General features: G+C 64.1%; 13 protein-coding genes. 1 reads left to right on the top strand and 12 read right to left on the bottom strand.

Going from position 1 to position 19,425, the window contains the following annotated elements; all coding sequences use genetic code 11:
• The 10 genes from AC30QB_RS11860 to AC30QB_RS11815 form a co-directional block, all read right to left on the bottom strand.
• Entirely contained in the window at positions 1 to 1,668 is a 1,668-nt protein-coding gene (locus AC30QB_RS11860) for a phosphoethanolamine transferase (protein ID WP_489546426.1), read from the bottom strand.
• Between the two features lie 15 nt (positions 1,669 to 1,683).
• Positions 1,684 to 3,003, bottom strand: coding sequence for a sensor histidine kinase (locus AC30QB_RS11855; RefSeq protein WP_489546425.1), 1,320 nt, complete (start codon positions 3,001 to 3,003; stop codon positions 1,684 to 1,686).
• Complete coding sequence (locus AC30QB_RS11850; RefSeq protein WP_489546424.1) at positions 3,000 to 3,680, bottom strand: response regulator transcription factor; 681 nt, start codon at positions 3,678 to 3,680, stop codon at positions 3,000 to 3,002. Before AC30QB_RS11850 ends, AC30QB_RS11855 begins: the two co-directional genes overlap by 4 nt.
• A 66-nt stretch (positions 3,681 to 3,746) precedes the next feature.
• Positions 3,747 to 5,399, bottom strand: a complete 1,653-nt coding sequence (locus AC30QB_RS11845) for a tetratricopeptide repeat protein (RefSeq protein ID WP_489546423.1) — start codon at positions 5,397 to 5,399, stop codon at positions 3,747 to 3,749.
• Positions 5,400 to 5,490: 91 nt separating this feature from the next.
• Complete coding sequence (dnaJ, locus tag AC30QB_RS11840; RefSeq protein ID WP_489546422.1) at positions 5,491 to 6,660, bottom strand: molecular chaperone DnaJ; 1,170 nt, start codon at positions 6,658 to 6,660, stop codon at positions 5,491 to 5,493.
• Positions 6,661 to 6,780: 120 nt separating this feature from the next.
• Entirely contained in the window at positions 6,781 to 8,733 is a 1,953-nt protein-coding gene (gene dnaK, locus AC30QB_RS11835) for a molecular chaperone DnaK (RefSeq protein WP_489546421.1), read from the bottom strand.
• A 90-nt stretch (positions 8,734 to 8,823) separates the two neighbouring features.
• Positions 8,824 to 9,348 carry a nucleotide exchange factor GrpE gene (gene grpE, locus AC30QB_RS11830; RefSeq protein WP_489546420.1) on the bottom strand — a complete coding sequence of 175 codons (525 nt, stop codon included), beginning with the start codon at positions 9,346 to 9,348 and terminating at the stop codon, positions 8,824 to 8,826.
• Positions 9,349 to 9,421: 73 nt separating this feature from the next.
• A complete protein-coding gene (locus AC30QB_RS11825; protein WP_489546419.1) occupies positions 9,422 to 9,835 on the bottom strand; it encodes an RNA-binding S4 domain-containing protein in 414 nt (137 codons plus the stop codon).
• Position 9,836: 1 nt separating this feature from the next.
• On the bottom strand, positions 9,837 to 10,886 hold the full coding sequence (gene hemH, locus AC30QB_RS11820; protein ID WP_489546418.1) for a ferrochelatase: 1,050 nt from the start codon (positions 10,884 to 10,886) through the stop codon (positions 9,837 to 9,839).
• A 53-nt stretch (positions 10,887 to 10,939) separates the two neighbouring features.
• Complete coding sequence (locus tag AC30QB_RS11815) at positions 10,940 to 14,878, bottom strand: PAS domain S-box protein (RefSeq protein WP_489546417.1); 3,939 nt, start codon at positions 14,876 to 14,878, stop codon at positions 10,940 to 10,942.
• A 146-nt stretch (positions 14,879 to 15,024) separates the two neighbouring features.
• Between AC30QB_RS11815 and AC30QB_RS11810 the strand changes: the two genes are divergently transcribed.
• Complete coding sequence (locus AC30QB_RS11810; protein WP_489546416.1) at positions 15,025 to 15,708, top strand: HAD family hydrolase; 684 nt, start codon at positions 15,025 to 15,027, stop codon at positions 15,706 to 15,708.
• Here the strand turns inward: AC30QB_RS11810 and AC30QB_RS11805 are convergent.
• Both AC30QB_RS11805 and rpoD read right to left on the bottom strand, forming a co-directional pair.
• Entirely contained in the window at positions 15,705 to 16,655 is a 951-nt protein-coding gene (locus tag AC30QB_RS11805; RefSeq protein ID WP_489546415.1) for an FHA domain-containing protein, read from the bottom strand. The two genes, AC30QB_RS11810 and AC30QB_RS11805, sit on opposite strands and share 4 nt — an antisense overlap.
• Before the next feature lie 75 nt (positions 16,656 to 16,730).
• On the bottom strand, positions 16,731 to 19,130 hold the full coding sequence (gene rpoD / locus AC30QB_RS11800; RefSeq protein ID WP_489546414.1) for an RNA polymerase sigma factor RpoD: 2,400 nt from the start codon (positions 19,128 to 19,130) through the stop codon (positions 16,731 to 16,733).
• Between the last annotated feature and the right edge of the window lie 295 nt (positions 19,131 to 19,425).

The raw sequence follows: 19,425 nt of genomic DNA, 5'->3' as shown, positions 1-19,425 counted from the left end.
TCAGCGCAGCCGACAAGCGGCCACGAGGTCCAGCGGCTCGCGATAGACCTCGGTCTGCACGCCCATCAGTCCCAGCACGGTGTGCGACAGGTTGTCATGGCTCAGTGGCGTGTCTCGTTGAGCTTGCATGCAATCAGGTTTCAAGACGTTTGCCGCCGCGGGTGAAAACCACATGAGCCAGGGCACATGCTTCTGCTCTCTCGGCGCGAAGGCGTAGGGAAGGCCATGCAGGTAGAGGTTGTTTTCGCCCAGCGACTCGCCGTGGTCAGAGACGTACAGCATCGACGTCTCGTAGCCGCCAACGTGTTCCCCCAGCCAGGTGATCGCGCCGCCGAGCACGTGGTCGGTGTAGGCAATGGAGTTGTCATAGGTGTTGATCAGCGACTGCTGGTCGCACTGCTGCAAGACGTTGGTTCGGCACTCGGGCTGGAAGGGTTTGCGGTTCTCGGGTGAGCGTTTCCAGTAGGCCGGACCATGGCTGCCCATCTGGTGCAGCACCACCACCACGCCCTGCTCGCGGCGCCCAGCGGGTAGGGCAGCCAGCCGCGCATCAAGGCCGTGCAGCAACGCCTCGTCCAGGCACTCGCCATCGCTGCAAAGCGCGGGTGGCAGGCCTGGGCCATTGCTGGCCTCGGCGTGCGCTACACGGTCGCAAATGCCTTTGCAGCCCGCCTGATTGTCGAGCCACAGCACGGCCAGCCCGGCGCGCTGCAGCACGTCGAGCAAGTTCTCGCGGGGCTGCTTCTCCGACTCGAAACTGGCCTTGCCGTAGACCGAAAACATGCACGGCAAAGACGTCGCCGTGCTGGTGCCGCAAGAACTCACCTCGCGGTAGCTGAGAACGTTGAGCGAGGCCAGACGTGGGTTGGTGGGGCGCGAGTAGCCGTTGAGCGAGAAGTGGTCGGCGCGCGCGGTTTCACCGATCACCAGCAGCAGCAGCACGGGCTTGCGGCCCGCTGGCCGCGCGGCCAGGCGCGCATCAGCGCCCACCACCGCGGGCGGCCCGCTGGGCGTGGCTTGCGAGGCCATGGCTAACGTGGTCAGTGCATAGAAAGAATTGAGCGGGTTTATCAGGTAGCGCACCGATTTGTGGTTTCGCATGGTGGCCGACATGTCGGCAAAGAAGACCATCAGCAAGGCTGCCATCAAGGCCACCGCCAGCAGGGCGCTCAGCAGGTTGCGCTTGATTTGCGGCCATGCGCCCAGGCGCTGCACGCGCAGGCGCAGCAGCCAAACCAAAGGCAGCACGGCCAGCAGCAGCAAGCTGGCGAAGAGACGCAGACTGAGCAGGTCACGCGTTTCGCGTGCATCGGTTTGCAGCACGTTGACCATCATCGTGGCGTCGATCACCACGTTGTAGGTGCCCATGAAATGCGCGCCTGCCGCAGCGGCGAGCAGGAACAGCGCCAGCACAGGCTTGATGCTCCAGCGCCAGCTGGCCAGGGTGAGCACCAGTGCTGTCAGTGCCGTCACCATGCCGTACAAGGCGAGCGTGAACAGATGCCCTCGCGTCGACCCCATCTCGGGCAGTCGGTTGAGCGTGGTCCACAGCGGCCAGTTGGCAAGGCTGGCCATCCAGGCGCTCGCCATCCAGGCAAGCGTCAGCGGGTTCCAGGCGGTGGGCTGTGAGCCTTGCGGCGAGGCGGGCGAACGTCGAAAAATTGGCATCAACGGAGCAGTGCGCTAGGCAGCGGGGGCGATGTTCAGTGTGGCACGGAAGCCTTGCGGTTGGCCCGGAACCGGAGATTGCAGCACCAGCGTGGCATGTTGCTGTTGGGCAATGCGGGCGACGATGGCCAGGCCCAGGCCCGTGCCTTCGGTCCGTGTCGACCCGCGCGAATAAGGCTGCGACAAGGTGGCCAGCACCGCCGCGCCGACGCCAGGCCCATCGTCGCTCACCACCACCCGCCCGGGCGCCTCGACGCGCACTTCCACCTTCGCCTGCGGCGCATGCTTGAGCGCGTTCTCGATCAGGTTGCGCATGGCGATGCCCAGTGCATCGATGTCTCCTTGTACGATCACCGGCTGGTCGGGCAGTTGCACGGCCAGGCGGTAGACGGCATCGGCGTGGTGCCGAAACTCGTCCAGCACCAAGGTGGCCAGCTGGCGCAGGTCGACTGGCTCACGCGCGAGACCAATGCCAGACTCCACGCGCGAGATCTGCAGCAGCTTGGTGGCGGTGTTGCTCAGCCTGTCGAGCGAACGCACCAGCGCCAGCGTGCGCTCTTGTGCATCGCCCTCGGGCAGCTCGGCCACGAGGCGCTGCGCTTGCGCGCGCGCCGCGGCCAAGGGGGTGCGCAACTCATGCGCGCTGCTGGCGGCAAAGGCCCGCTCGGCACGCACCACGCCTTGCAGGCGATCGACGAGTGCGTTGATCGAGCTCATCATCGGCTCGAACTCGGTCGGCAGGTCATCAACCTTCAGCGGCGAGAGATCGCCCTCGGGCCTCGCACGCAGCTCTTCGCTGGCCTGCTGCACGCCCTTGAACGAGCGCCGCAGCAGCAGGTCGATCAGCAGAGCGGCAATGGGCAGCAGCGCCAGCAGGGGCAGCAGCAGGGCAGCGGTGCTTTCAGTCAGCGACTGCCGGCGTTCGTTCAGATGCTCGCCCACCTGCACCACGATCCCGCCATCGAGAGTGCGGCGCGTTGCTACGCGCCAGCCATTGACGGTTTGTAGCCCCGGCTCGGCACTCAGTGGCCACGGAACCGACCGTGTGGGGCCGGTCTGGTGCAGGACCTCGCCCTTTCCGTTGCGCACCAGCACGTGCATCACTTCGTCTTGAGGCACCACCGGCAGCGAAGGCGGCGCTTCTGCTGCCCAGGTGCTTGTCTCAATCGGAATCTGCTCGGCGAGTGAAAGCAAGGCGCTGTCGAGCACGCCGTTCAATTCATGCCGCACGGCGAGGGTTGCGACGATGGCCGCTGCCGTCCACAACAACCCCACCGCGATGAGCAGGCGGCGCCTCAACACACGCGCCAGGCTCCAGCGGCGCGGTGGGGTCATCCCTGCAGTCGCTCCAAGCGATAGCCTAGCTGTCGCGTGGTGCTGATGGCTTCGGGGCCCAGCTTCTTGCGCAGGCGGCTGATCAGCACCTCGAGCGTGTTGCTGTCGCTGCTTTCTCCCTGCGCATACAGGCGCCGCGTGAGCGCCTCTTTGCTCCAGGTCTGGCCAGGGTTGACCGCCAGGCAGCGCAGCAGCGCCCATTCCATGGCGGTCAGGGACAAGGTCGTTCCTTCTCGCCTGACCACCTGCGTTTGAAACTCGACATTCGCACCCCCCGCCAGTACCAGCAGCGGCGTGGGGGCGAGTGCATAGCGGCGCGCAACGGCATCCACGCGCGCGCTCAGCTCTTCCAGGTCGAAAGGCTTGACGAGGTAGTCGTCGGCACCCGAGGCCAAGCCATGGATGCGGTCACGAATCTGGTCGCGTGCGCTCAACAGCAGCACGGGAAAAGGTGTGGGCTGAGCACGCACCTGCGCCAGCAGATCCATGCCATCGCCGTCCGGCAGGCCCAGGTCGAGCAGAGCCATGTCGCTGTCGCGCTGCTCAGCCACACGCGTCATTGCTTCGCGTGCCTGTGCGGCGGTTTTGAGCCACTCGACGGCGTGGCCTTGGGCCACAAGATGATCGGCCACCGCTTGGCCAAGATCGACGTCGTCTTCGATCAGGGTGATGTGCATGGCCCGGATTGTCACCCCGCCTGGGCTGAGTTCAAGCTGAATCGAGCCAGGGCGCACGGCCCTGCGTCAGGCCGTCGCTTGTTCAGCGTCTCGCAGGTTGAGCGCCCCGGCCTGGCGCCCACCAGATTGCCCGAGTGCCCCTGTGCAACTCCCTGCGGCGAAGCGCTCGCGCAGCGAGTCGACTCTGGCCGACAGCTCGGCAGCGTCGTCCACCTTGGCGCCATGTCGCTGCAGCGAATTGCGCGCCAACTCGATCAGCTTTGCGTTCAGCGTGCGTTCGGCGTGCTCCAGCAGCGACAGCACTGCAGCGCGGTGCTTGCCTTGCACCGTGTGGCTAACGGCCTGCTCGGCCATCTCGTTGATGTGGCTGTGGGCCTGACGAATGCGGTCGGCAAACGGTGCATGAGAGATTGCCGCGCCCGCGAGCATCTCGGTCAACCCTTTGCTGCTGGCAAAGCGCAATCCGAGGGTGTCGACCCAGGCGCTGGCCCCGTCGAGTTGCAGCTCGCCTGCCGTGAGCTGAGACAGCAGCGCCAGCAGGTTGCAGGCAGCCTCCACGTCGAGCCCCGGCTCTTGCAAGTCATCGAAGAGCTGGCGCACATCGCTCACCACCGCTCCCATCTGCTTTTGCAGCATCAGGCTGAACACTTTCACCACCGCGACGAAGCGCTGCAGGCGCCGGCTCTGCGGCGCTCGGTCGAGCGCGTGCTGCAGGTTTTCGAGGCAGCGCTGCAGGCCCTTGCTGTCACGCTGGTGAAAACGGCTGAAGGCCAGCAGCACCAACGATTGGTAGTCGAACATCTTCGAGCTGATGCCCAACGTGACGGCGCGCTCCAGCATCTTGGCCGACTCTTCGCGGTCGCCCATGTAGAAGGCCAGCATGCCGTGCTTCTGGAGGCGCGTGATCGAGCCGGGCGTGAGTGCGCTGGCCTTGCGGTAGGTGTCAAGTGCATCGGCCAGGTTGCCTTGGTCGACGTGCACGCGCCCCATTACGTCGTAGGCGTCGACGTGGGTCGGGTGATCGCCGATCAGCGTTTCAAGCGTTCGCATGGCTTGCTTGGGCTGGTTGCCGTCGATCTGTGCACGCGCAATGCCCAGGCGGGCCCAGGGCAGGGCGCCGGTTTCAAGAACGGCCTCGCACAGCGTCTTGGCTTCTGCGTGACGGCCCTGGCGCAGCAGCAGCTCCGAGCCTATGCGCGCGGCATACAGCCAATAGGCCTCACGCTTGGCGAAGCGCAGCAGGCACAGACGGGTGGCGGTGTCGTGGTCTTGTTTTTCGATGGCGGTGAAGATCTCGCCCAGCACTTTCTTGCGCTTGCGGGCTTGCGTGAGCCGCTCACCCAAAGCGGCGGCGGTATGCGGCTTGAGCAAGTAGCTGTCGAGCGCCGATTCCGCCGCGTCGGCGACCATGGTGTACGAGGCTTCGCCCGTCACAACGATGAAGACGGTGGAGAAAGGCAGCAAGCCGCTGCGCCGCAGGTCGTCGAGCAGGTTTTGCGCGGTGTAGCCGGCGTCTTCGTTGTCGAAGCGGTGCTCGCACAGCACCACGTCGAAGGGGCGTACTTCGAGTTGCTTGCGGGCGTCGTGTATGCGCCCGCATTGCACCACCGTGCCCACGCCGAATTCGCGCAGTTGCGCGGTCAGAATGCTGCGCGACGTGGGGTTGCCGTCGACCACGAGGGCACGGCAGTCGGCGATGTCGCGGTCTAGCAATTGCACGATAGCTCCTGGCGCAACGACATGGGCGCAGCGTGTGAAAGCTTGCTGCGGAATGTGTTGGCGCTCTGGGAGTTATCGGCTCGCCCAGGGCTTACTTGAACAGGTCCTTGACGCGGTTGGTCCAGCTCTTGGCATTAGGCGAATGCCGGTCGGCCGATTTGGACAGTGACTCGTCCAGCTCGCGCAGCAGCTTGCGCTGGTGCTCGGTCAGCTTGACGGGTGTTTCCACACTGATGTGGCAGTACAAGTCGCCGGGGTAGCTGGAGCGCACGCCCTTGATGCCCTTGCCACGCAGGCGGAAGGTTTTGCCGTGCTGGGTACCCTCGGGGAGCTCGATCTCGGCCTTGCCGCCCAGCGTGGGAACCTCGATCGAGCTGCCCAGAGCGGCCATGGTCAACCCGATGGGGACGGTGCAATGCAGGTCGTCGCCATCACGCTCGAAGATCTCGTGCTGCTTCATGCGGATCTCGATGTACAGGTCGCCCGCCGGGCCGCCGTTGGTACCCGGCTCGCCATTGCCGGCCGAGCGAATGCGCATGCCTTCGTTGATGCCGGCCGGAATCTTCACCTCCAGCGTCTTGTTCTTCTTGACCTTGCCCTGGCCATGGCAGGTGACACAGGGCTCCGGAATGATGCGGCCCGAGCCGTGGCAGTGCGGGCAGGTCTGCTGGATGCTGAAGAAGCCCTGGCGCATGGTCACGGTGCCGGTGCCGCTGCAGCTTGGGCAGGTTTTGGCGCTGGTGCCTGGCTTGGCGCCGTTGCCCTGGCAGGTGCCGCATTCTTCCCAGCTGGGGATGCGGATCTGCGTTTCCTTGCCGTGCGCGGCTTCTTCGAGGGTGATCTCCATCGCGTAGCTCAGGTCGCTGCCGCGGTAAACCTGTTGGCCACCAGCCCCACCACGGCGCTGACCGCCGCCAGCACCGCCGCCTTGGCCGCCGAAGATGTCGCCGAAGATGTCGCCAAAGGCCTCGGCGAAACCACCGAAGCCCTCGGCACCGGGGCCACCGGGGCGAAAGCCGCCGGCATTCGGGTCGACGCCAGCGTGGCCATATTGGTCATAGGCCGCGCGCTTTTGCGCATCGGAGAGCATTTCGTAGGCTTCCTTCGCCTCCTTGAATTGCTCTTCTGATTTCTTGGCACCGTCACCCTGGTTGCGGTCGGGGTGGTGCTTCATGGCCAGCTTGCGGTAGGCCTTCTTGATGTCGTCCTCGGAGGCGTTTTTCGCCAGACCGAGCACTTCGTAGTAGTCACGCTTTGCCATGTGCTTGTGCTGCTGCCGCTTTGATTGCGACGTTCGTTTAACGCGAAATCCCCCGTGTGCTGACGGTCAGCCCCACGGGGGAAGGTTTGCAGTGGCGCCTCGGGTGAAGCCCCGTTGCGCTTACTTCTTGTCGTTGACTTCCTTGAACTCGGCGTCGACCACGTTGTCGTCTTCCGCCTTGCCCGCTGGCCCAGCTTGCGGGGGGGCTTCGGCTTGGCTGGCTGCGGCGCCTGCAGCGGCCTGAGCCGCCTGCGCGTCGGCGTACACCTTCTCGCCCAGCTTCTGGCTGGCTGTCATCAGCGCTTCGGTCTTCGCCTCGATGGCAGTCTTGTCTTCACCCTTGAGCGCCTCTTCGGCCTCTTTCAGCGCGGTTTCGATTGTTTCCTTCTCGCCAGTGTCGAGCTTGTTTCCATGCTCGCCCAGGGATTTCTTCACGCTGTGCACCAGTGCGTCGGCCTGGTTGCGCGCCTGCACCAGTTCGAGCTTCTTGCGGTCTTCGGCGGCGTTGAGCTCGGCGTCTTTCACCATCTGCTGGATCTCGGCTTCGTTCAAGCCCGAGTTCGCCTTGATGGTGATCTTGTTTTCCTTGCCGGTGCCCTTGTCTTTGGCGCCCACGTGCAAGATGCCATTGGCGTCGATGTCGAAACTCACCTCGATCTGAGGCGTGCCGCGCGGTGATGGCGGGATGCCTTCGAGGTTGAATTCGCCCAGGCTCTTGTTGCCTGCGGCCATCTCGCGCTCGCCCTGGAAGACCTTGATCGTGACCGCCGGCTGGCTGTCTTCGGCGGTGGAGAACACCTGCGCAAACTTGGTCGGGATGGTCGTGTTCTTCTGGATCATCTTGGTCATCACGCCGCCCATGGTCTCGATGCCCAGGCTCAGCGGGGTCACGTCAAGCAGCAGCACGTCCTTGCGGTCCCCGGCCAGCACCTGGCCTTGAATCGCGGCACCCACGGCCACGGCTTCATCGGGGTTGACGTCTTTGCGGGGCTCCTTGCCGAAGGACTCCTTGACCTTGTCTTGCACCTTGGGCATGCGGGTCATGCCGCCGACCAGGATCACGTCGTCGATTGCGGTCACGGCCACGCCAGCGTCCTTGATGGCGGTGCGGCAGGGGGCGATGGTGCGTTCGATCAGCTCTTCGACCAACGCTTCGAGCTTAGCGCGAGTGAGTTTGATGTTCAGGTGCTTGGGGCCTGAGGCGTCGGCCGTCACGTAGGGCAGGTTGATGTCGGTCTGTGCGCTGTTCGACAGCTCGATCTTGGCCTTTTCGGCGGCTTCTTTCAGGCGCTGCAGGGCCAGCACGTCTTTCGACAGGTCAACGCCTTGTTCCTTTTTGAACTCGGTGATGATGTAGTCGATGATGCGTTGATCGAAGTCTTCGCCGCCCAGGAAAGTGTCGCCGTTGGTCGACAGCACTTCGAACTGCTTCTCGCCGTCGACATCGGCGATCTCGATGATCGAGATGTCGAAGGTGCCACCGCCCAGGTCATAGACGGCGATCTTGCGGTCGCCCTTGTCGTTCTTGTCGAGGCCGAAAGCGAGCGCTGCCGCGGTGGGCTCATTGATGATGCGCTTCACGTCGAGACCGGCAATGCGGCCTGCGTCTTTGGTGGCCTGACGCTGAGCGTCGTTGAAGTAGGCCGGCACCGTGATCACGGCTTCAGTCACGGTTTCGCCGAGATAGTCTTCGGCGGTTTTCTTCATCTTGCGCAAGATCTCGGCGCTGACCTGTTGCGCGGCGAGCTTTTGGCCGCGCACTTCGACCCAGGCGTCGCCGTTGTCGGCGGCCACGATCTTGTAGGGCATCAAGTCGATGTCCTTCTGTACTTCTTTCTCGGCGAACTTGCGGCCAATCAGGCGCTTCACGGCATACAGCGTGTTGCGCGGGTTTGTCACGGCCTGGCGCTTGGCCGAGGCGCCGACGAGGATCTCGCCGTCTTCCTGGTAGGCCACGATGGACGGCGTGGTGCGCGCGCCCTCACTGTTCTCGATCACCTTGGTGGTGTTGCCTTCCATGATGGAAACGCACGAGTTGGTGGTACCGAGGTCGATGCCGATGATCTTTGCCATGTTTGTGTGCTCCTGCAGACTTAAAAAACGGGATGTGTTTGAGTTGTGGATAAGTGCGGGCTTTTCAAGGGCCGCAGCTTGTGGATGCCCTTACTTGGGGGCCGCCACGGTGATGAGGGCGGGGCGCAGCACCCGGTCAGCGATGAGGTAGCCCTTTTGCAGAACGGCCACCACGGTGTTGGCTTCCTGGTCGGCCGGCACGACGCTGATGGCCTGGTGCTGATGGGGGTCGAATTTGGTGCCGGCCGTGGGCGCGATTTCGATGACCTTGTTGCGCTCGAGTGCCACCGACAGCTGGCGCAACGTGGCGTGCACGCCTTCCAGCAGCTGCTCGGGCGTGGCGGCCTGGATGGCGATGGCAGCCTCCAGGCTGTCTTTCACTGGCAGCAGGCTGTCGGCAAAGCCTTCGACCGCGAACTTGCGGGCCTTGGACACCTCTTCGTCGGCGCGGCGGCGGACGTTCTCGGTCTCGGCCTTGGCGCGCAGGTAGGCGTCGGACATTTCGGCCAGACGGGCTTCGAGCGACGGCTGGTCGGCCGCAGTGCCGGTCTCTGATGTTGCTTCGGGCTGGCCGTCGAATTCGGGCTTTTGGGTGATGTCTTCTGGGTTCTGCATGAGTCAAATACCTGTCGAAGGCGGGCACATGGGGTTGCCGCCAGAGATTTCAATGGAACGAAACTGAAAATTTTCAGTCCGGATCGACCGCGGCGCTCCAGCGGTTCCAGTCGGCCAGCTGCCGCCGGTCGCGCTTGGTTGGGCGGCCCTGATCGATGGCCAGAGAGGGCTCGGGCGTTTCACGCCGCTGGCGTGCGGCCTCTTCGCGATCGGCCACGCTCTGGGCTGTCTCTTCGTAGAGCGCCTGCGCCACCGGGGCTGGGCCCCTCATGCTGCTCATGCCGCGTACCTGGATGGTTCGCGACAGCGGGCCCTGGCGGATCTCGACCAAATCACCTGGCTTGAGCTCGCGCGAAGGTTTGGCCACCTGGCCGTTGACTTGGATGCGGCCCTTGTCTATGTCTTGCGTGGCCAGACTGCGTGTCTTGTAGAAGCGCGCGGCCCACAGCCATTTGTCTAGCCGCACAGCGTCGGGGGTGTGGCTCATGTCAGGCGGCCGAACGGCTCTCGGGCGCGCGCGTGTCCCAGCCTTGCAGGTGTTGCAATGCGAGCGTGGTCAGGGCAGACATCCATTCGTGCTGGTCGTTGAGGCAGGGCACGTAGTTGAACTCGGTACCGCCTGCTTTCAAGTAGGCCTCTCGTGCTTCCTGGGAAATTTCTTCCAGCGTTTCGAGGTTGTCGGCCACGAAGCCGGGGCACATCACGTCCACCCGCTTGATGCCTTGCTTGGCCAGCTTGACCAGCGTGGGCTCGGTATAGGGCTGCAGCCATTCGGCGCGGCCCAGGCGGCTCTGGAAGGTGACGACCAGGTTCTCGGACTTCACGCTCGCCCGCTCGGCCACAAGACGGGCGGTTTCCATGCATTCGTCGAAGTAGGGGTCGCCCAGCGTCTGGGTGCGTTTGGGCATGCCGTGAAAGCTCATCACCAATTTCTCGCCGCGCCCGTGCGTCATCCAGTGGTCCATCAGCCGCTTGGCGAGTGCGTCGACGTAGCGCGGGTCGTCGTGATAGCGGTTGACGAAGCGCAACTCGGGCAGGCTGCGCACGTTCTTCGCCCATTTGTAGACCGCATCGCTCACGCTGCCGGTGGTGGCGGCGCAGTATTGCGGGTAGAGCGGCAGCACCAGGATTTGCCTCGCGCCGGTGGCCTTGAGCTCGTCCATCACCGAGGCGATCGATGGTTTGCCGTAGCGCATGGCAAAGCGCACGGTGACGCGGTGGCCGCGCTGGCCCAGGTAGCCGGCGAGCAGCTTGGCCTGCTTGTCGGTCCACACCGTGAGAGGCGAGCCTTGTGGCGTCCAGACGCTGGCATAGCGCTTGGCCGATTGGGCTGGGCGTGTGCGCAAGATGATGCCGTGCAGGATGGGGCACCAGATGAGCCGGGGGATCTCGATCACCCGCGGGTCATGCAGGAACTCGGCCAGATAGCGCCTTACGGCCGAGGTGGTGGGTGCCTCGGGCGTGCCGAGGTTGCACAGCAGGATGGCCGTGGTGGGGGCCAACCCGTTGGCAGGCGCGGGTTCACGGGCAAACGGCATGACGTCTCGGGAGAGCGGCGGGGTCGCGATTATCGGTGCCCCTTGGCACCCAGTCAGCCCGGATGGTTGCTTGCCGCTGCGTGGCGTGCCCGTTGCACGCACTGCTCCACGTCGGCCAGCACCGAGCCGATGTTGATCGGCTTGGTCCAGTAGCCGATGAAACCGGCCTCATAAGCGCGCTGCACGTCGTCGGGCATGGCGTCGGCCGAGCACATGTAGGCCGGCACGTTGGCCAGGCCAGGCAGGGTGCGCAACAAGCGCAGCACCTCAAAGCCTGAAATGCCCGGCAGGTGGGCGTCGAGCACCAGCACTTCGGGGTGCCAGTCTTGGGCAAGCGTCAAGGCCTGGTCGCCGTCTTCGGCCACGCGCAGGTCGATCTGGCTGCCGTGCATGCGCATCGCTTCTTCGAACAAGATGGCGTTGATGCGGTTGTCTTCCACATACAGCATCCGCAAGCCTGGGCCGGCAGGCGCCTCGGCGGGGGCCGTCAAGACCAAGGTGCCAGCCGGCGCATCGCTGCGTGCCAGGTCGATGCGCACGCAGGTGCCGCGGCCGGCCTCGCTTGACACCAGCAGCCGCCCGCCTATGGCCTGGGTGAGGCTGCGCGCAATGATCAGGCCGAGGCCGGTGCCTTCGATGGTGGAGGTCTCGCGCCCCAGGCGCTCGAAGGGCTGGAACAGGCGATGCATTTGCTCGGCGCTCATACCGGCGCCGTTGTCTTCCAGGCAAAGCATGACGCGGCCATCGACCGTGTCTTCGAGGCGCCAGCGCACGCTGCCGCCAGGGTGGTTGTACTTGACGGCGTTGGACGCCACGTTGAGCAGCACCTGGCGCAGGCGCTGCATGTCGGCATGCACCCAGGTGCCGGGAGCGACCAGGCTTTCGAAGCGCACTTCGCGGGTTTGGGCCAGGGGCCACAGCAACTCCATGGTGCGCGTGATGGCATCGTGCAGGTCGACCGTGCCCAAACGCAACGAGAGCGCGCCTTCTTCTATCTTTTGCAGGTCGAGCACATCGTCGATCAGTGCGAGCAGGTGTTCGCCAGCGTCGAGCACGTGGCCGGCATATTCGCGCACGGTGCCGGCGTCAATGGCGTTCTGGTTCAGCGCCAGCAGCTGCGAAAAGCCGATCACCGCGTTGAGTGGCGTGCGCATTTCGTGGCTCATGCGCGAAAGGAATTCGCTCTTGGCCTGGCTGGCCAGCTCGGCAGCCTGCTTGTCGCGCAGCGCCTGTTCGGCCTGCTTGCTGCGAGTGATGTCGGATTGCGTGCCCACGATGCGCTCGGCCTTGCCATCGGCGCCGTACTTCACGATCTTGCCGCGGTCGCGTATCCACAGCTCGTGGCCGAGCCGGTGCCGCACACGGTATTCCAGGTCGTAGAAGGGGACCTCGCCCTTCAGATGCTTGACGATCGCGCTCAGCACGCGAGGCAGGTCTTCTGGGTGCACGCGCGAGCGCCATTCTTCGGCGCTGTCGCCGATCTCGTGGTCGGCGTAGCCGCGCATCTCTTTCCAGCGTGGCGAGTAGAAGAGCTTCTGGCCACGAGCGTCCCAGTCCCACACGCCGTCGCCAGAGCCTTCGAGTGCAAATTTCCAGCGCTCCTCGGCAACCGCCAGTGCCTGCTCCGATGCACGCTGCTGGGTGATGTCTCGAAAGGTCAGCACGACCGAGAAGGTGCCGCCCTCGGGGCGCAGCTGCAAGGGATGAGCGTTGAGCGAGACCCAGCGCACCTGCCCATCGGGGCGCCGCAGGGCGTGAATCTGGTTCATCAGTGGTCGATCGCTGGCGACCACCTTCTTCACCGGGTGCTGATCGAGCGGGAAGGGCGTTTCGTCCGGCCCGAGCAGCGTGAAGGGCCAGGCGTCGCCCTTGTTCACCACCTCGACTTGCACCACGCCCAGGATGTCGCAGCCCGCGGGGTTGACGGCGATGATGGTCAGCGAGGGCGTGACGACCAGCAGCCCGTCGCTGATGGCCGAGGCCACCGAGCGGTACAGCTCTTCGCTCAGGCGCAGCTTGTCGGCGGCGCGGCTTTGCTCGGTGACGTCACGCTGCACGCCGATGTAGTGCGTGAGGTGGCCGGCAGCGTCTCGTACCGGTGCGATGTGCAGCGCGTTGCTGAAGACCGTGCCGTCCTTGCGCATGTTGTTGAGCGTGACGCTCAGGGCGCGGCCGTCACGTGCGGCTTCTCGCAAGCTGGTGCTGGCGGGCTGCGTCGGCAGGGTCCCTTGTAGGAAACGACAGTTGCGCCCCAATACCTCTTGCCGGCTGTAGCCGGTGAGGCGCTCGAAGGCCGGGTTGACGTAGATCAGCGGCATGTCGGGCTGGGTCGCGTCGGCCACCGTGATGGGCAGGGAGGCGTCGGCTTCGAGGGCACGCTGCATGATGAGCACGTCGCGTTCGAGGTTTCGCAGCTCGGTCAGGTCGCGGGTGACGTACAGCACCTGCTGGTTCGGCATCGGCGAGATACGCGCCTCGAACGCGCGCAACACACCGTCGGTGGTGGTCAGCTCGTAGTCGATGCGTTGGAGCTCGCCGGTGTCGATGGCGCGCGAGATGGCTGGCAAGGCACGGTCCGCCACAGACTGCGGCACACCGGTGTTGAAGGGTTTGCCGCGCACGCTTTCCCAAGTGTGGAGCAGCATGGGGTGGTCTTGCGTGCTGCAGGCAAGGTAGTGGCCCTGGGCGTCGAGCACGAACCAGAGGTCGGGCACAGCGCCGAGCACAGCGCTCAGCTGGGCCTTCGATTCGGCCAGTTCCAGCTCGGCCAGCTTGCGGTCGGTGATGTCGATCGACAGGTGCAGCACGTTGCCTTCGGCGAGCTCGCGGTCGCTGACCATCAACCAGCGGTCTTGCCAGCGCATCTCGTGCAACTCGCCGCGCGACGAGGCGAGGCCCAGGCGCCACTGCACGAAAGCCTTGCGGTCTGATGCGTCGGGGTAGTCACCTGCGTCGGCAACGCGCTCGACGATGTCGGGCCAGGTGGCATCGTCGCTCGTGTAGCGGCCGATCTTTTCGCGCCAGACCGGGTTGGCCAGCAGCAGCCGGCCTTCGGCATCGCTGATCATTACGCCGGCGGTCAAGCCATCGAGCGCATCGCTGAGCAGGCGCTCAGCCTTCAGCGCTGCCCGCTGCGCCTCCATGCGCTGAGTGATGTTGCTGGTGGTGCCACGGTAGCCAGAGAAGCGGCCGTCTTCGTCGAACACCGGCGTGGCGCTGATGCTGACAGTGATCATGCCGGTGGCTGTCTCGCGGTCGGCAATCACGTCGCGGAAAGGGGCGAGCTGGGCGCGGGCTTCTTGATAGCGCTGCCATGAGTTGCTGCGGTCTCCCACGGCGCGCCGGTTGATCTCGCCCAGGGTGTGGCCGACGACCAAGCTCGCTGGCAGCCCGGTGTGCGACTCGACGCCTGAAGAAACCCAAGTCACGCGGCCGGTGGGGTCGCTTTCCCACAGCCAGTCGCTGCTGGAGAGGCTGGCCACGCGCACGCGCTCGGCTTGCAGCCGCCAGCGTTGCTCCTTCAGGCCCGACTCGAGCAGCGCGCTGGCCATCAGCGCCACGTCGCGCACGGCGCTCTTGTGTGAAACGTTGAATTCGCGGGCCCTCAGGTCCATGGCGCAGACAACGCCGACGGTGTGGCCATCGACCGTGACCCGCGCCGCGGCCATGGACTGAACCGGCCCCACGCTCGCCAGCCAGGCAAGGTCGAACAGGCCCGCGGCACCTGCGAATCCATCGGAGGCCAAGAGGGTATCGAGCAAGTCGGGTGGCGGCAGGGGCAGCTCGACCATGGTCATCCCGACCCGGGCTTTCAGCAGGAGGCTGCTGTCATCGCTGCTTTCCTCGATCAGCCCCAACCAGGCGATGGGGCACTGCAGTTGGCCGGCCAGCAGGCGGGCAAGCGCATCGAAGGTGGCTTGCGGGGGTGTTGCAAGCTTGCCGAGTTCACCCAGCATGAGCTGGCGGGGGGCGTCGTTGAGCAGGCGATTCATGGGCACGCGACCGAGGGTCTCAGAGGCCTCGGGGGCGCTGATCCTTGGCCCAGTCCGACGACCGAATGTGCACCCACAACATGCGGTGACTGTAGCGGAGAGAATGCCCGGGAACGACCCCCGATACCCCGCCACAACGACAACTCATGCACACACTTGCGCAGGCACTGACGCTGGATCTGGACGACACGCTATGGCCGATCTGGCCCACCATCGACAAAGCCGAGTCACTGTTGCATGGCTGGTTGGCCGAGCATGCGCCCGCCACGGCGCAGCGCTTCGACCGCAGGGGGCTCCGATCGATACGAGACGAGGTAGCCAGGGAGAACCCGCATTGGCTGCACGACTTGAGCGCCATCCGCAGCGAAAGCTTGCGCCGTGCGCTACTTCGGGCTGGCGACGACCCGGCGCTTGCGCAGACGGCGTTCGCGGTGTTTTTCGAGGCACGCCAGCAGGTGGTTTTGTTCGACGATGCCCTCGCGGCGCTGGAGCGCTTGTCCGAGCGCTTTCCGATGATGGCCGTGACCAATGGAAATGCGGACCTCGACCGCATCGGGCTCGGCCGGTTCTTCAAGGGCAGCATCACCGCTCGTGGGCTCGGTGTGGCCAAGCCCGATTGCCGCATCTTTCATCACGCCTGCGAGCAACTGGGGTTAGCGCCCGCACATGTCTTGCACATAGGCGATGACTTCGAGCTCGATGTGACCGGCGCTGTCAACGCGGGGCTGCAAGCCGTCTGGCTGCGGCGCGACACCTCGGCTTTCGAGCCGGCTACCGGCTACCGCGTCTTTCACGACCTCACGGCCATGGCCGACGCGCTGCTGGCCTAGAAAGATTCTTGTGGCTGGGTGTCCGAAAACTTCAAGATCTCGAAGCGCACGCAAGGCGCGGTAGGGTCGGTGAGCGTGGCGCCGAGGCCCACCATGCCCGAGCCATGCAGCGTGCACGTGCCGCGGCGAAGCGCCACGATCTCGGAGTCATTGGAGAAGCGCACGTAGGTGCCGTTGTAGCTGAGGTCGGTGAGCTGAAACGCGCCGCCATGCCAATCGATGCGGGCATGTGAGCGCGACACGCGAGAGTCGTCGATGCAGTAGGTGACCTGTGGGCTGCGGCCCAGCACCACGGGCAGGCTGGGGCCGGCGTAGACGCGGTTCATGTCAAGCCAGATCAGGCGTATGCCTTCGGGCTCGAGGTTGGGCAGCAGTTCGCCATAGGCGGTGGCGGCGGTGTCACCGAATCGGCGGCCTTCCAGCAAGTGCACATGCACGGGCTCGACGCGGCCGCGCAGCTGCACCTTGTCCAGGCTGCGAAACCGGGCTTGCAGGTCATTTGCCAGGCCTTCTAGAACGCTGGCAGTGGCTAAAGTTTCGTTGTCGCCTGCGTGGTCCAGCAGGCGCGCCGCCACGTTGACGGCGTCGCCAAAGCAGTCGCCCGACATCTCGATCACTTCACCATGGGCCAGGCCCACTTGCAGCTTGAGTACGGGCGTGAAGCTCATGCCTTGCGGGCTGTTGGCGTGGGGCGGGACGATGCGGTCGAGCGAGTCGTGCATCTCGTCGGCAGCCACGACCGCGCTGGCCGAATCGGCGAACACAGCCATCAGGCCATCGCCCAAAGTCTTGACGACCACGCCGCCCGAGGTGGAGACAATCTGTGCGATCAGCGACACGCTGCGCGTGACCACGGTGGTGGCCTCGGTGTTGCCTAAAGTCTCATACAGCGCTGTACTGCCGCGCAGGTCGGCAAACAAGACAGTGCGCTGAAGAATCTGCGTCATGTCGTGAAGTTTATGGCAACAAGCATGAAAAAAGCCCCGGTGAATTAGACCGGGGCTTGAGGGTTTTTCAGTGGATCAGAGGTTGTCGAGGTAGGTGCGCAGCTTGTCAGAGCGGCTCGGGTGCTTGAGCTTGCGGATCGCCTTGGCCTCGATTTGGCGGATGCGCTCGCGGGTCACGTCGAACTGCTTGCCCACTTCTTCCAGCGTGTGGTCGGTGCTCATCTCGATGCCGAAACGCATGCGCAGCACCTTGGCTTCGCGCGGTGTCAGGCTGTCGAGGATGTCCTTGACCACGTCGCGCAGGCCGGCCTGCATCGCTGCTTCCAGCGGCGCGGTGTTGGCGCTGTCCTCGATGAAGTCGCCGAGGTGTGAGTCGTCGTCGTCCCCGATCGGTGTTTCCATCGAGATCGGCTCTTTGGCGATCTTCATGATCTTGCGGATCTTGTCCTCGGGAATCTCCATCTTCTCGGCCAGGATGCTGGCGTCGGGCTCGAAGCCGAACTCCTGCAAGTGCTGGCGCGACAGGCGGTTCATCTTGTTGATGGTCTCGATCATGTGCACCGGGATGCGGATGGTGCGAGCCTGGTCGGCGATTGAACGCGTGATCGCCTGGCGAATCCACCAGGTGGCGTAGGTCGAAAACTTGTAGCCGCGGCGGTATTCGAACTTGTCGACCGCTTTCATCAAACCGATGTTGCCTTCCTGGATCAGGTCCAGGAACTGCAGGCCGCGGTTGGTGTACTTTTTCGCAATCGAGATCACCAGTCGCAAGTTGGCCTCGATCATCTCTTTCTTGGCATCGCGCGAGTTGGTCTCGCCTTCGTTCATGCGCTTGTTGATGTCCTTGAGCTGGCCCAATGGCACGACCACACGCGCCTGCAGCTCGCCGAGTTTGGTCTGCAGTTCCTGAATAGGCGGGATGTTGCGCGCCATGATGACCGACCAGGGCTTGTTGGCCGCCACCTGTTTTTCAACCCACTTGAGGTTCAGCAGATTCGGCGGGAAGTCCTTGACGAAGGTCTCTTGCGGCATGCCGCACTTTTCGACGATGATGCGGCGCAGCTCTCGCTCTTTTTTGCGCACGTCCAGCACCTGGCCGCGCAGCAAATCGCACAGTTTTTCAATCGTCTTCGCGGTGAAGCGAACCGTCATCAGCTCGTCGCTGAGCGCCTTTTGTGCTTTCACATAAGTCGGCGTGCCCCAGCCTTCCTTGTCGTAAGTCTTGTGGACTTTTTCGAAGAGGCTGGCGATGGTGTCGATACGGGTCAGCGCTTCTTTCTTGAGTTCTTCAAGTTTTTTGGTCAGTGCCTTGGAGCCGCCCTTGCCGTCGTCGTCGTCTTCTTCGTCGAACTCGTCGAAGTCTTCCTCGGCCACGTAGTCGTCGGCCTCGTTGGGGTTGGAGAAGCCGTCCACCACGGTGGAGATGACGATCTTGCCCTCGCGGATGTCTGCGCCCAGGCGCAGGATCTCGGCAATCGTGGCCGGGCTCTCGGAGATGGCTTCCATCATCTTCATGAGGCCGCCTTCGATGCGCTTGGCGATTTCGATCTCGCCTTCACGCGTCAGCAGCTCGACCGTGCCCATCTCGCGCATGTACATGCGGACCGGGTCGGTGGTGCGGCCGAACTCGCTGTCCACGGTGGACAACGCGGCTTCGGCGGCTTCTTCAGCTTCTTCTTCGCTGGCACCTGCCGGTGCGTTGGCGGTGATCAGCAGGGTCTCGGCGTCCGGTGTCTGCTCGTAAACGGCAACGCCCAAGTCGTTCAGGGTCACGATGACGGCTTCAAGCGTTTCTGCGTCGATCAGCTTGTCGGGAAGGTGATCGGAGATTTCGCCGTGGGTCAGGTAACCGCGGGTCTTGCCGAGTTTGATCAGCGCCTTCAGGCGTGCACGGCGCTTGGCCATGTCTTCTTCAGACAGCACGGTCTCGTCCAGGCCAAACTCTTTCATCAAGGCGCGTTCTTTCGCCTTGCTGATTTTCATGCGCAGAGGTTTGACCTTTTCGGTGGTTTCAGCGACGGGTTCACCAACCAGATCGTCCTCAATGTCGGACAGATCCGCGTCGCCTTCACCCTTGAGGGCTTCCTTGGGTTTGCGCCCACGCTTGGCGCCGGTGGCTTCTACCGCAGTGGCGGGGTTTTTGGGCGGACGGCCTGGTTTTTTCTTGACAGGTGCATCGGCGGCGGCTGCGGCCGGTGTGGCCTTCAGTTCGGCATCTTTTTTGGCAGCAGGTTTGGCAGTGGAGACAGGAGACTTGGTCGGCACAGGGGGCACTTTCTTGACGGGCTTTTCGGATTTCAGGGGCGCTTTGGCAGCCGGTACTTTTTTTCCGGGAACTGGTCTGGATATGGCAGCTTTTCGGGGTTTTTCAAGCTTGCTGGCGGTCTTCTTGACGGGCGGTCGGGCTGTAGCTTTGGCTGCGGCTTTGGACTTGGGCACGGCTTTGACGGACTTGCTGGACTTTTGAGCAGGCATGGCGAACTCCCGGGGTGAAAACTTTCCTCAACAGACTGGTTTCCCGGCACCCGACGGGGGTCAGGGCACAGGCGCAAAAAATGCCCGGGCCGGTTGGCTGGGCATTCAGGGGTCTCTTTTTAGGCAGACCCCAGGCAAGGTGTTTGGGCGAACATTTGGTGTGCAGTCCTTGCGGGGAGGTAGCCCTTCAACCTGTGAGGTCCCGTTCTTGCGGGGGGCTGGTACCGGAGGTGCTGCTGTCGCGCTTGCCGTGGCGGAAAATCGGATTATACCCGAATGCCTCATTTTTAGGCAT

Source organism: Rhizobacter sp. (assembly GCF_046595475.1).
In the GTDB taxonomy this organism is placed as follows: domain Bacteria; phylum Pseudomonadota; class Gammaproteobacteria; order Burkholderiales; family Burkholderiaceae_C; genus Rhizobacter.
This window is presented reverse-complemented; position numbering and strand designations above follow the sequence as displayed.